Annotated in this window: 14 protein-coding genes; 5 read left to right on the top strand and 9 right to left on the bottom strand. The window is 61.5% G+C overall.

The genetic code is table 11. The features are described from left to right. The first annotated feature begins 42 nt into the window (after positions 1-42). Positions 43-1,734, top strand: a complete 1,692-nt coding sequence (locus MHY08_RS07745; RefSeq protein WP_239229420.1) for an FUSC family protein — start codon at positions 43-45, stop codon at positions 1,732-1,734. Here MHY08_RS07745 and thpR read toward each other — a convergent pair. From thpR to MHY08_RS07755, 3 genes are all read right to left on the bottom strand, one after another. Then, positions 1,731-2,273 carry an RNA 2',3'-cyclic phosphodiesterase gene (gene thpR, locus MHY08_RS07750; RefSeq protein ID WP_239229411.1) on the bottom strand — a complete coding sequence of 181 codons (543 nt, stop codon included), beginning with the start codon at positions 2,271-2,273 and terminating at the stop codon, positions 1,731-1,733. The genes MHY08_RS07745 and thpR overlap by 4 nt on opposite strands. Positions 2,274-2,276: 3 nt before the next feature. Then, positions 2,277-2,399 carry a hypothetical protein gene (locus MHY08_RS11665; protein WP_255342548.1) on the bottom strand — a complete coding sequence of 41 codons (123 nt, stop codon included), beginning with the start codon at positions 2,397-2,399 and terminating at the stop codon, positions 2,277-2,279. An 85-nt stretch (positions 2,400-2,484) separates the two neighbouring features. Beyond that, positions 2,485-3,879 (bottom strand): YeeE/YedE thiosulfate transporter family protein, encoded by a 1,395-nt coding sequence (locus MHY08_RS07755; protein ID WP_239229409.1) that lies wholly within the window; start codon positions 3,877-3,879, stop codon positions 2,485-2,487. Between the two features lie 169 nt (positions 3,880-4,048). Between MHY08_RS07755 and MHY08_RS07760 the strand changes: the two genes are divergently transcribed. Then, positions 4,049-4,429 carry a hypothetical protein gene (locus MHY08_RS07760; protein ID WP_239229407.1) on the top strand — a complete coding sequence of 127 codons (381 nt, stop codon included), beginning with the start codon at positions 4,049-4,051 and terminating at the stop codon, positions 4,427-4,429. A 19-nt stretch (positions 4,430-4,448) separates the two neighbouring features. Here MHY08_RS07760 and MHY08_RS07765 read toward each other — a convergent pair whose 3' ends face one another. The 6 genes from MHY08_RS07765 to MHY08_RS07790 all read right to left on the bottom strand — a co-directional run bounded on the left by MHY08_RS07765 (position 4,449) and on the right by MHY08_RS07790 (position 10,286). Beyond that, positions 4,449-5,102, bottom strand: coding sequence for a response regulator transcription factor (locus tag MHY08_RS07765; protein ID WP_005326390.1), 654 nt, complete (start codon positions 5,100-5,102; stop codon positions 4,449-4,451). Next, positions 5,099-6,310: a sensor histidine kinase gene (locus tag MHY08_RS07770; protein WP_239236171.1), complete on the bottom strand. Its 1,212-nt coding sequence runs from the start codon at positions 6,308-6,310 to the stop codon at positions 5,099-5,101. The genes MHY08_RS07765 and MHY08_RS07770 overlap by 4 nt, the downstream gene beginning before the upstream one ends. A gap of 66 nt (positions 6,311-6,376) precedes the next feature. Beyond that, positions 6,377-7,042 (bottom strand): response regulator transcription factor, encoded by a 666-nt coding sequence (locus tag MHY08_RS07775; protein ID WP_239236173.1) that lies wholly within the window; start codon positions 7,040-7,042, stop codon positions 6,377-6,379. Continuing rightward, positions 7,039-7,650: a hypothetical protein gene (locus MHY08_RS07780; RefSeq protein ID WP_239229393.1), complete on the bottom strand. Its 612-nt coding sequence runs from the start codon at positions 7,648-7,650 to the stop codon at positions 7,039-7,041. Before MHY08_RS07780 ends, MHY08_RS07775 begins: the two co-directional genes overlap by 4 nt. Beyond that, positions 7,647-8,867: a sensor histidine kinase gene (locus MHY08_RS07785; protein WP_239229391.1), complete on the bottom strand. Its 1,221-nt coding sequence runs from the start codon at positions 8,865-8,867 to the stop codon at positions 7,647-7,649. Before MHY08_RS07785 ends, MHY08_RS07780 begins: the two co-directional genes overlap by 4 nt. A 42-nt stretch (positions 8,868-8,909) precedes the next feature. Further along, positions 8,910-10,286 carry a M20 family metallopeptidase gene (locus MHY08_RS07790; RefSeq protein WP_239229389.1) on the bottom strand — a complete coding sequence of 459 codons (1,377 nt, stop codon included), beginning with the start codon at positions 10,284-10,286 and terminating at the stop codon, positions 8,910-8,912. Positions 10,287-10,442: 156 nt separating this feature from the next. Here MHY08_RS07790 and MHY08_RS07795 point away from each other — a divergent pair, with 156 nt between their 5' ends. The 3 genes from MHY08_RS07795 (at position 10,443) to MHY08_RS07805 (ending at position 11,896) form a co-directional block, all read left to right on the top strand. After that, positions 10,443-10,814: a hypothetical protein gene (locus MHY08_RS07795; protein ID WP_239229387.1), complete on the top strand. Its 372-nt coding sequence runs from the start codon at positions 10,443-10,445 to the stop codon at positions 10,812-10,814. Positions 10,815-11,163: 349 nt separating this feature from the next. Then, positions 11,164-11,328: a hypothetical protein gene (locus MHY08_RS07800; RefSeq protein ID WP_239229385.1), complete on the top strand. Its 165-nt coding sequence runs from the start codon at positions 11,164-11,166 to the stop codon at positions 11,326-11,328. Next, on the top strand, positions 11,321-11,896 hold the full coding sequence (locus MHY08_RS07805) for a hypothetical protein (protein WP_239229383.1): 576 nt from the start codon (positions 11,321-11,323) through the stop codon (positions 11,894-11,896). The genes MHY08_RS07800 and MHY08_RS07805 overlap by 8 nt, the downstream gene beginning before the upstream one ends. The last annotated feature ends 78 nt before the right edge of the window (positions 11,897-11,974 follow it).

The raw sequence follows: 11,974 nt of genomic DNA on the forward strand, positions 1-11,974 counted from the left end.
GTCGGGTCAGATAACTCCGCCGAGAAAGGATCCTGCTGCTCCGTGGCCACCCAGCTTGACTATCCCATCCCGCAGCGCCCCAGCACCACCCAGTTGCTCACCGCGTTTAATAGCGCCTCGGTGCGCTGGCCCAGTGCCCTGCGCGCGGGCTTGGCGATTCTCATTCCCGGCGCCATCGCGCTGCTGACCGGCCACGACTACGCCATCCTGCTCATTTCCACCGGCGCGTTCACCGTCATCTTTGGCGAGGGCCACCCTTATCGCACCCGCCCGCGCGTCATGCTCACCGCCGGTACTGCACTCATTACCGTCGCGGCCGTGGGCGTATTGGTAGGCCACCTCATCTTTGCGCCTGGCCACGGCCATTGGTGGCTGCTGCTGGCCGGCCTGTACACCACGGCGCTGGCCGCCGTGTGCGGCTTTGCCCAAAATGCCCTGCGCTTGCCGCCGCCGGGCACCTTCTTCTTGGTCATGGTTGGCGGCGGTTCGGTAATGCTCGCGCGCACCGACGTCACCGTGGGCCAGCTGCTCTTTTGGGCGCTGACGGGCATGGTGGCCAGCCTCGTGCTCGGCATGGCGCCGGCCCTGATTGATGCCCACGGCCCCGAGCGCCGCGCGGTCGCCGCACTGGAAAAGGCCGCGGCCGCATTCCAGGATGACCGCGACGATTCCCTGGCCCGCCACCACCAGGCGCAGACCGCGCTCTTTGCTGCCTGGCAGGCGCTTTCCGACGCCCGCATTATCCGCGGCGGCCGCGTCATCGACTCCCAGGGTGCCCACCTAGTAGAGCGCACCCTCGCGGCGCAGCACACCATCGTGGCGCATAATCGCGCCTTGGATTTGGGCGCCGATTCGGATCAGCTCACCGATAATGTCACCGACGTCGATCCGGATCGCACCGCCATCCCGCACACCCGCCCCACCGGTCGCTACCGCTTGTATCGCGCCGCGGTCCGGGATTCGCACGCCATGGTCACCACCCAAAAGGTGGTCCTTTCCGCGGCCATTACCGTACTGGTGGGCCTTACCCTCGGCTTCGACCGCCCGGACTGGGGCGTGGTCTCTGCCTTCCTCATGCTGCAATGGGGACCGGATCACGTGCCGGGCACCGTCCGCGGCATCCACCGCATGCTCGGCTCCGTCGTCGGCGTGCTGCTCTTTTCTATCCTCCACTACTTTGGCATTAGTGGCTGGACGCTCCTGCTCGCGCTGGCCGCGTGCCAATTCTGCGCCGAAATCTTCGTGGCTAAGAACTACGCCATCTGCGTTATCTTCTCCACCCCGCTCGCCCTCCTCATGGGCAACTCCGCCACCCGCCCCTTGTGGCCCACCATCCAGGCTCGCTGCGGCGAGATCGTCCTATCCATCCTCATCGCCACCGCGGTGCTGTGGCTATGGCAGCGCAGCGCCCCCGTGCGCAATCAGGCCCGCCTGCAGGTCCGCGCGATGGAGTCCATGGCCACCCTGCTCGGTCTGCTCTTTGTCAATACCCCAGATGCCGTACTGTCCGCGCGCCGCGACCTGCAGTACGAGCTGCTTTCGGAGCGCCGCGCCATCCAGTCCCTCGCTGTGGATAACCGCGATGCCGTGCGCCAATTCTGGGCCCGCCACATTGCCGTACAACATGCCGGTTACTTCCTGCTAGATTTCTGCACCACCCATCCGGATCGTACCGCCACCCGCGCGGAGCTTGATTCCCTCGTCCGCGAAATCCGCACCGCACGCGCCGCTTAAAACAGCGGATACTCCTCTATAACTTCGTAGCGTGGGCCACCGCCGCGGCCCTCACCGAGGTGCGATTGCATCAGGCACACCCGGTCCGCGCGAAATTCCGGCCCCCGATACACCGATAACGCGCGCACATAATCCGCCAGCGCCCACGGCTCGCGGGTCCGCCGACCAGCGCGCGCGACGGTGAGGTGGGGGCGGTGGTGGCTAAAGGGGACGTCGGCAAGCTGGCACTCCGCCATCAACTCCCGCACACCGCGCGCCTGCCCGCCGACGCCCACCCATAGCGTGCGCTGCTCAAAGCTCCCCGCCCCGCTCAGGTGCACATCCAACGCCGCGCGCCCAGCCACCGCGTGGGCTAGGTGCTCGCGCACCGCCGCGGCATCATTGGGCTGCTCTCCATAAAACGCCATGGTCACATGCCAATTATCCGGATCCGTCCAACGCAGCTCATTAGTAGTTGCCGCATGGATGGGCCGCAGCGTATGCACCAAATGCTCGCGCGCGGCGGCCGAGGGCAATAGCGCAGCAAAGACGCGGATCATGGCCTAGCTGGCATAGACGTTGAGGCGCAGTTCCGCGTCCAGCAGGTGTTCTTCCTCGCGCTCAAAGACGGCGAAGGCATGCAAAATATCCGCAACAGCGGTGGAATTATCATCAAACTCGGGCATGCAATAACTTCTTTCAAACCACAAAGGAGGCACAAGAATCACGCTCGATTCTTCTGCCTCCACATAGTAGCTGACAATGATGTAATTATCCGCCCTTGACCACCGTGACCTGCCAACCAGCATCGCCCGAGCGATGGAAATCACGAATCTCATGGCCCTCATCGGCCGCCCACTGCGGAATGGATTCGGTGGCCTGGGTGCAGTCAAAGTCAATGACAAGCGCCTCGCCAGTCTCCAGCTCCGCCATGACCTGCTTGGCCTCAATCAACGGGAACGGGCACACCGCGCCGAGGGTATCGAGCGTATAGTGTCCGCCGCCCAGCGCGCGGGCCTTGTTCTTAACCTGCGGCTTGGTCTTGAGCGCTACCGCCCCGGTGGCAGTGGCGAAGCTCGGCAGCACCTTGTCCTCGGCGGAGACCACCGAGTTATCCACGGATTCCTCGGTGGAGTAGGTCTGCGGCTGCTGCGGCTCACGGCTCTGCGCGTTCTTCGGCTTGAGCCACAGGCGCGCGCCCGCGCCGACGCCCAGGGCCATAAAGAACAGCGATACCCAGCCCTGGAAGCTAAACAGGGAGGTCTCCACCATGCCATTGCCCACGGTGCAGCCGCCGGCTAGTGACGCGCCTACGCCCATCATGATGCCGCCCCAAATAGCGCGGGTCGCGGTCTGCGCATCGGGCACGCGCACGCGGAACTCACCGGCGGACTTGGCGGCGATAAAAGCGCCCACCAGCAGGCCAATAACCAACAGGGTGCCCCAGTTCATACGCGCGGAATCGCCGGTGGCGGTCCAGCGGACGATGTCCGCGGTCGGCGTGGTAATGCCGAGGCCACCATTGCGGCCGGCGTCGGCAGAAAGTACAAAGCCCACCGTGCCGATGATGCCAACAGCGACCGCCGCGATATTCATATTCAGCGGCTTGGCGTACCACGGCTGACCAAGGTCCACCTTCGGGCGCCCGGCATCCTTGGCGCGGTAGTGGCGCCACAGCATAAAGGTCACGCCCCACAGCACAGCCACGAGAATCCACGGCGAGATATGTAGCGCGTCGTGGATGGTGGTTACTGGCAGGCTCCACTGCTTGAACCAATCATTCGCCCCAGCCAACGGACCAGACTTCATCGCCGCGGCCGATAGTCCATAAAACAGCAGCGCAATCCACGAGCCGACTAGGCCCTCGGCAGAGCGGTACCACGTGCCGGAGGCGCAGCCGCCAGACAAGATGATGCCAAGACCAAAGATGAAACCGCCCACGATGACGGCTACTGGTTTGAAATCAGCAATCTCCGGAGAGAGCACGTCAGCGCCGGTCAACAGGGTAAGGCCAAAGGCGTGCACCGAAATCAAAATGAGCAGGGCGGTAAAACCACGCCAGGTCTTATTGAGGAAAATATCGCGCAGCATGCCGGTCACGCAGAAGCGCCCGCGCTGCAGCACAGCACCGAAGACGATGCCTGTGAGAAGTCCGGTAATAATCACACTGTCTCCTTGTATCGAGTCGAGGGCTTCAGACTACGCCCTTTAAGACAGATGTGTCTATAATGAATGTACAACCCGGTTCTAAGGTGACAACTGTCCGCCTTTCAGTCGGCCTTCCCTACGCCACCTAAGGCGCCGCTGCCGCTCCGGGTACAAACAAGGAGAAATAATGGGAATCCCAGATGACGTAGTACTCGATGGATATACCCTCATCGAACAACACGAAATTGACCATGAGTTCTTGCTGCGCGGCTCTCCGCTGGGCACCGAAACTCCCCTCCTATTCGCCCTGACCATTGCGGGCGTACTGCTGGTTGCGGCGAGCTTCTTCCTGCGCGGTGGCGCGCGGGTTGCCACCGGCCTGGCGGGCGCGATCCTCACGCTAACCAAGCTGTGGTGGATGCCCTTCGCGCTATGGCAGCAGTTCGATGACGGCCAAGTATTCGGCTACACGCTCAAGTACTTCCCGCAGTACTGGCCGGTGGCGTCCCTTATCGTCGGCGTTATCGCGCTGGTGGGACTAGCCTCCGCCATTTTCCGCCGGCCCTAGCGGCCCAGCCCAGCCACGCCTAACCGCCGAGAACCGCAATCGCGATGTGCACCCGGTTGGTGCCATCGATTTTGGCCAGGATGTGTTTCATGTGCGTCTTGACCGTGGTCAGGGAAATGAATAGCTGCTCGGCAATCTCGGCGTTGCTTAGCCCCTGGGCCACCAGCTGGGCGATTTCATTCTCGCGCTCGCTCAGCTCGGCCAGCCCGCTGGGTTGAATCATCTCTTGTTCCGGCTGCGGCGGCGTGGCCGCCAGCCCCACCAGGTTTTCTAGCACCTTCGGGCTGAGCTGTTGCTGGCCTTGGGCCGCCGCTCTTACCGACGCCACCAGCGCCTCCGGCGCCGTCGTCTTCAACAAAAAGCCCACCGCCCCAGCGCGCAGGGCGTGCAGGATGAACTCATCGGTATCAAAGGCAGTGAGCATCACCACCGGGATATCGCGCGCGCCGGCGAGCGAGTGCAGCTGCGCCGTCGCCTCGATGCCGTCCATGACCGGCATGCGAATATCCATCAGCACCACGTCCGGCTCCTCGGCCAGGATGAGCTCAACGCCCTCCTTGCCGTTTCCGGCCTCGCCGATAACGCTGATGCCCGGCGCGCCTTCCAAGATCATGCGCAGGCCGTGGCGCAGCAGCGGCTCATCATCGACAAGCACCACCCGAATTTCACTCACTTTTCTTCCTTCCTCGGCAGGCGCAGAGTCCACGAGAACCTATCTTCCTCATCGTTTACCTGTAGCGATCCGCCCACCACACTAGCGCGCTCGCGCATGCCGACGATCCCGTACCCACCACTGTTCCCACTCCCCTTCTTCCCGGCTAGGGCGACGGGGTTGGACATGGTGATTAAGAGGGCGTCGGCAAGCGCGGCGATGGTGATGGTCACCGGTTCGCCCGGTGCGTGCTTGCGGGCGTTGGTTAGGCCCTCCTGGACCGCGCGGTTGAGCGCGTGGCCGGCCATGGTGCTCAGCTCTTCCAGCGATTGCGGCCCCGCGCCCGCCTGGTAGCACACTTCTACGTCCATGCCCGCCTGGCGGGAACGCTCCACCAGCGATTCCACGCCCTCGCGCGGATCAATACGTCCCTCGCTGCGCAGCGAGTGCAGCGCCTCACGCAGATCCCCCACGGCGGCCTCGGCTTCATCGCGAATCGTGCGCGCGGATTGCCGCGTCTCTTCCGGATCTAGGTCTTTGCGGTAGGCCAACCCACCGGCATAGACCGCGATCATGCTCAGCCGATGCGAGAGCGTATCGTGCATATCCCGCGCGATCCGGTCGCGCTCTTCCTGCCGCGCAAAATTCTCCCGCGTGGCCATTTCCTCGTGCGTGAGCTCCGCCTGCGCCTGCAGCGCAATCGTGCGCTCTTTTTGGTTCGAACGAACCAACCCGACTACTAGAACGACTACTGCTGGGAGGATGTAGCTAGAGAAAAATCCCAGCTTCCCGGGAGCACTAAGCCCTTCGCTTCGAGATAAATCGAGAGTGACCAGCTTCGAGGCCACCATGGCCGCACATACCGTCGCCATCCACAACCGGCTCCGGCGCGAGGCCACAGAAAACGCCGCCATAAATACCGAGGGGCGGGGCTCAGCAATCGTCACCGTCGCCGAAATAATGGTTGCGGCTACCAACGCGCTGCGCGGGCCAGGCTGTGCGCTGCGCGGGTCACGCTCCCGCGCAGCATGCCGGAGAGCAAAGGGCAATAAGATCCACGTTCCGATCGTCGCCGCGAAAAGAATAAACAGCCTTTCGGGCGATCCGTCGCTCTCGCTCACGCGGACGGATAAGACGGCAAAATCGCCTAGCACTGCCACCGCCGCAATGATGAGCTTCTGCCACAGCGGGCGCCGGAGCATCTCGTCGGATTTTCGGAACAACTTCATAACGCGCACCAGTCTAAGCCGACCCACCACCAGCGCGGTATCCCCCGCAGGGAGGATTCTCCGGCCTTAGCCACGCGCCTCTAAGACCATAATGGCGATGTGCACGCGGCTGGCACCGCCGATCTTTTTCAAAATATGCTGCATATGCGACTTCACCGTCGCCATGGACACCACCAGTTGGTCGGCGATGTCTTGATTATTCAAGCCCTGGGCTACCAACCCGGCGATTTCCCGCTCGCGCGAGCTCAAAGTGGAAAGCCGGGTGCGCGCGGTGCGGGTGTGGTGTGAATGGGCGTCGGAAAGCGCGGGGCTTTGCATGCCTACCAGCTTGTCGACGACCTGCGGGCTCAACAGCGGCTGCCCCGCCGCGGCCGCACGCACGGCCGCCATGAGCGATTCCGGCGGCGTCGACTTCAACAGGAACCCCGCCGCCCCGGCACGCAGAGCCCGCAGGATGAAGGAATCGGTGTCAAAAGCCGTGAGCATGATGATCGGCACTGCGTGGACGGACAGAATCTTCTCCACGGCCGCGATGCCATCCATGACCGGCATGCGAATATCCATCAGCACCACGTCGGGCTGCGCGTCGAGCACGGTAGCCACCGCGTCTCGCCCATTGCTCGCCTCAGCCACGACCTCGATATCGGGCGCGTTGGATAGCAGCAGGCGCAGGCCGCTGCGGACTAGATCCTCGTCGTCAACGAGCACTACACGCAGTGCGTCGGCCATCATGCTTCCTTTCCCACTGGTTGATTCCACCGCGCGCGCCAGAACTGCGACGCAACGGGCGTATACGCCACTGTAAGCGCCACGAAGATCGCCAGTACTACCGGCACTATCTTGGCGTGGCCCGCCACTACGGCGTTAAGGAACGAGGGCACGAGAATATCGTTTAACTTTTCGAAGAATTTCGGGAAAAAGTCGATGACTAGAGTGGCCGCAATGAATGTCAGCGCAGTCTGCAGGAGCAACGTCCATAAGTTCACCCGATGCAGGCGCTTATCGACGTCCACCTTCCCCACCGCCGCAAACATCACCCTTGCTCCTTGTCCGCGAAACTCCGGAACGATGTAACCACGGCGCTCCACCAGCTCGATGCGGTCGGCGTCTTCCGGCGCGTTATCGTCGCAGTATCCGCGCAGGAATTCCAGGCTATAGGCCGAGTCATCGGTGTCGATATAGCTGAGCTTGCGCGTGGTGCCGTCGACCGTAGAAGTAAAAAGGCTGCGCGTGGAATCCAAGTACTTTCCGGTCCACCCCTCGCGCTCCGTGGTCTCTTCCAAGTCGATGCGCATAAGCCCGTAATCGGGATGGCGCAATTGCCAACTCATTTCGCTCATTGTGTGGCCTCCTTGTGCGCCAGTGGTAGCAGGATGCTCCAGCTAAATTCCTCACCTTCTTCGCCGACGTGGACATTCATGCGCCCGCCGGATAGCTCCACACGCTCGCGCAGTCCCACCAGCCCGTAGCCGCCGGCGCTGGCACCTGCGCGATCCCCGGCCTTAGCCGCCGAGAGCGGGTTGCGCATCTCGATGCCCACCTCACCGGCCACCTCGCGCACCGTAATGCTCACCGGCTGGCCAGCGGCGTGCTTGCGCGCATTGGTCAGGCCTTCCTGTACTGCGCGGTGCACGGCGTGCTGCGCCATCGTGGATAGCCCAGTAAAAACATCCGGGCTGGCACCGTCCGCGTAGGTCACGGTCACCTCGGCTCCGGCCTCACGCGCGGCCGCGACTAGCTCTTCTAAGGTGGTGCGCGGATCCTCGGAAAGGTCTTCGCGCAAGGCGCTTAAGACGGTGCGCAAATCTTCTACCGCGTTCTGGGCTTCCGTGCGGATGGTGCGCGCTGCGTCTGTGAACTCGTCGGGCACGCCCTCGCGCGGATAGCTCAGCGCACCCGCATGGATGGCCACCAGGCTCAAGCGGTGCGAGAGCGAATCGTGCATGTCCCGCGCGATATTCTCGCGCTCCTCTTGCCGCGCGCGTTCTACCCTGGCGCGCATCTCTTCGCGATTCATCCGGGCTTGTTGCTCCACCCGCCACCGCTTTTCGCGCAGATTGCCACGCTTTTGGCCTACCAATAACCCCGCGACCATCACAACAACAACGAAGATGGCACCAACCCATCCGATATCGTCCCAGGCCATATAGGGGTTAAAGCTAGTTTCAACCGCAAACGCCACCACGAAGCACGCCACTGCGGCCACCGAACGCAAGGTCGATCGGCGCGAGACCATGGAAATAAAAGCCACAACTCCACTAGCCGCACCAAAATAGGAGCTCGACCCCAGGAGCACGATGCAACCGGCGATGAAGCTACGGGTGGAGCCGGCATAGTCGACGTCGGAAAGCTCGCGCGGCTGGTGCTCTAAGGCAAAGGGCAGGGCAATAATAGTCACCACGCCCACCGCAAAGCCGGTGCAGATATAGGGCCCGTACTCCTCAAACGACGGCGAGTATTCCTCAATATCGAAGCTCATCAACGCCACGCCGATGAGCCAATTCGCCACTGCACAAGCGGCAACAATTCCCGCCGTGCTCCACTTCGTTCTGATCATGGCCTAAAGCTTAAGCCCATGGCCATAATCCCTAGGGATGAATTATTTTTGCACCCCGGCCGCATCGCGCATGGCCTTCGTCTGCGCGGACGGATACTCGTTCTCGGTAGCCAGGCGCTCAAACGCGACGGCAGCCAGCGCCGCGGACTGCATTCCCAACACGGAGTCATCAAAACGCATCATCGGCGAGTGGTTCCACTCGCGCTGATTTTCGGGCTTGTCCGGATTGGCCGTACCCATCCACATAAACGTGCCCGGCACCTGCGCGAGGACGTAACCGAAGTCCTCGGAGGCCATCATCGGGGCATCGAACGGCTGGACGTTTTCAGTGCCAAACATCTGGCTCCACAAGGTGGCGGCGAACTGATTTTCCCGCGGATTCGTCTTGGTGGTCGGGTACAAAACCTCGAAATCCACCTGCGCGGTGCAGCGGTGCGAGGCAGCGACGGAGCTGGAGACCTCCGTAATCATCTGCCGCACGGCGTCGATTTTCTCATCGCGCAGCACGCGCACCGTAGCGCCCAAGGCCGCGCGCTCCGGGATGGCATTATACGCGCCGTCTCCCGCCCACAGGTTGGTCACGGTAATCACGATGGGCTCGAGCGCATCGAAGCGGCGGGTCAGCGCGGTCTGCAAAGACATCTGAATCTCCGCCAGCGCCGCCACCGGGTCGATGGCATCGTGCGGGCGGGAGCCATGCCCGCCTTTGCCCAGCACCGTAATGGTCAGGTTGGACGAGCTAGCCATCATCGGGCCTGGAACGTAGTGGAAGGTACCGCGGTCCTGCGGGCCAACGTGGAGGCCGTAGGCGGCAATGGGGCGTCGGCCAGCGGCGTCGAGCACGCCCTCTTCAATCATGGGCAGCGCGCCACCCGGGCCTTCCTCGCCGGGCTGGAACATAAAGGTGACGTCGCCGTGCAGCTCCTCGCGGTGCTCGCAGAGAATCCGCGCCGCGCCCACCAGTCCGGCGGTATGCAGGTCATGGCCGCAGGCGTGCATGTAGCCATTCGTCGACGCAAACGGGCTGCCGGTCTGCTCGCGTACCTCGAGGGCATCCATGTCCGCGCGCAAAAGCACCGACACCGGCCGCTCGCCGCGCTGACCGCCGCGCAGCACGGCCACCACCGAGCTCAAGTCCTGGCCCACGTGGATTTCCAGCGGCAGGCCCTCCAGCGCTTCTAGGACCTTCTTCTGCGTGCGCGGCAGGTCGAGGCCGATTTCTGGGTTGCGGTGCAGGTCGCGGCGGAAGTTCTGCAGCTCCTCGAGCATCTCCTCGCCCATTTCCTGGAAGGCCTCGGTGGCCATCCGCTCGCCAATGCGCGCACGAGTCACCGGCAGGGGCGGCAGCTGCTGAGCCTGGCGCGGCGCGGCCAGACGTCCGGGGGTGGTGGGGCGAATCCGCTTGGTCGGGTCAGTCATGAGGGCTCCTTTTCTCGCTTTCGCATTCGAGGGTACAGCAGGTTATCCACAGGCCGCCGGCTGGGCTCGGGGCTGATGTGATGCGTGGGGCGAGTTATCCACAGGCCGACGCGGGAGCGCTACCGCGGCCTGGCGAGGTGTTTTAGGCTCGCCGGCATGACCCGCTTGCAGGACTACGCCCGCCAACTCGCCTCGCCGATGGAACTTCTCGGCGAGGTCTCAGGCGTACCCGAGGCAGATCTGCGCCGCCTGGGCCTGCCCCGGCAGGAGGCCCGGAGCCTGCTTGCGCTTGCCGACGTCTACTTTGGCCCCACCCCCTTCACCCGCCGACAGCGCTCGTGTCGGGCAACCACGCATTGCTTGGCGACGTTGAAGATCATCGAAAAGTACGTCTCGCGCACGAAATCCAAGCGGGATGCGTGGGCACTGCGGTCAGAATTATGCGCTACGGACCAAGACGTGGAGCGGCTCGCGCGCACACGGTTGAAAGAGATGTATCCGCCGCGACAACCCAAGAAAGTGCATTAGGGAACATCATGAATTATAACAGGGTCCAACACTGTTAAATAATGCATAGCATTCCTATCCTGCATAAACATCGCGTGACCGGCACAAATACTATTTACGGCGGTTTTGGGCTAGATCTTATGGTTTCAGGTCATTACCCATGAATGTAACAGGGTACCTAAATGTCATATAAAAACATAGAGCACGCAGCCTCTATAATCCCTTGCACGCTCCCTCATAGTCTGGTTATATTGAAAGTGCAGAGAAGAGATAAAGCACCCGTAATCGAGTGTATAAAATCGGACCTGTATTTATATTATTAATTTTGTTTTTAAGTCCGGTACCGGACGTAATTCTTAAAGGATTTTTTATGTCCACTCAATTGAAAGAGAGGGAGCGCAGAACATTAGCGAAGGCTAATGATGATGTACGCGCTTATGTAGACGAAGTTGTACGCCGCGCCCCGCGCTTTAGCGCTAAGCAACTAGACACTGTCACTGAGGCCCTCAATGCCAAGGAGGTCCGCAATGGATAACGAGATTCTGTCTTCTATCTATGGCACCAATGGTGTTGATACGGACAAGGTCCTCGACACCCTAGCGGAACTTGAAGACGTGAAGAAGTCTAAGTCTTCGACAAAGACCAAGTCTTCAAAGACCGCAGCGGTTGACCACACCCGGTTTCTTCTTCGCCCAACGTCGATTCTTGTTAACGCCGCCGCCCTTCAACTAGTAGACGAAGAGGGCTTTTGCGATAAATCAGCCGAGGATATGTCTCAGGAGATGCTGACGCGTATTCATGCTGTCTACGCGGAAAAGGATCAAGTGATAAAGACCAAGACCGCAGTACCTAAAGAGTTACCATACTTTGCTATCGCGATTATGGTCATCAAGAAGTACAACTTTGTCGTGATTATGCCGGACGATAGCAGCAACCGCGAGAGTGGTTTCCTAGCTTTCTATGACGGTAACGAGAAGTCTTCTTCTTATGGTCTGTATGTCACTGACACCGTGCGGATGGATAAGATCTTTTCCTTCTTCTACGGCGTTATGAGCTCTATGAGAGTGTCTGATGGTTTGTGTGTGGGAACCGATCCCGCATAAGGAGATAAGCCAGAATGACTACTGTGGCGAGACGAGATCCGGCCGATAAGGCCAAGATTGATGCGATTGAAAAGAAGC

The sequence above is a fragment of the Corynebacterium sp. ACRPJ genome (assembly GCF_022347345.1).
GTDB classification, from domain to species: domain Bacteria; phylum Actinomycetota; class Actinomycetes; order Mycobacteriales; family Mycobacteriaceae; genus Corynebacterium; species Corynebacterium tuberculostearicum_D.

Excerpts from the sequence above, each read along its gene's own strand:
- MHY08_RS07780 (WP_239229393.1), bottom strand. The coding sequence starts at position 7,650 with ATGAGCGAAATGAGTTGGCAATTGCGCCATCCCGATTACGGGCTTATG.
- MHY08_RS07770 (WP_239236171.1), bottom strand. The coding sequence starts at position 6,310 with ATGAAGTTGTTCCGAAAATCCGACGAGATGCTCCGGCGCCCGCTGTGG.
- MHY08_RS11665 (WP_255342548.1), bottom strand. The coding sequence starts at position 2,399 with ATGCCCGAGTTTGATGATAATTCCACCGCTGTTGCGGATATTTTGCAT.
- MHY08_RS07790 (WP_239229389.1), bottom strand. The coding sequence starts at position 10,286 with ATGACTGACCCGACCAAGCGGATTCGCCCCACCACCCCCGGACGTCTG.
- MHY08_RS07760 (WP_239229407.1), top strand. The coding sequence starts at position 4,049 with ATGGGAATCCCAGATGACGTAGTACTCGATGGATATACCCTCATCGAA.
- MHY08_RS07785 (WP_239229391.1), bottom strand. The coding sequence starts at position 8,867 with ATGATCAGAACGAAGTGGAGCACGGCGGGAATTGTTGCCGCTTGTGCA.
- MHY08_RS07800 (WP_239229385.1), top strand. The coding sequence starts at position 11,164 with ATGTCCACTCAATTGAAAGAGAGGGAGCGCAGAACATTAGCGAAGGCT.
- MHY08_RS07805 (WP_239229383.1), top strand. The coding sequence starts at position 11,321 with ATGGATAACGAGATTCTGTCTTCTATCTATGGCACCAATGGTGTTGAT.
- thpR (WP_239229411.1), bottom strand. The coding sequence starts at position 2,273 with ATGATCCGCGTCTTTGCTGCGCTATTGCCCTCGGCCGCCGCGCGCGAG.
- MHY08_RS07795 (WP_239229387.1), top strand. The coding sequence starts at position 10,443 with ATGACCCGCTTGCAGGACTACGCCCGCCAACTCGCCTCGCCGATGGAA.
- MHY08_RS07775 (WP_239236173.1), bottom strand. The coding sequence starts at position 7,042 with ATGATGGCCGACGCACTGCGTGTAGTGCTCGTTGACGACGAGGATCTA.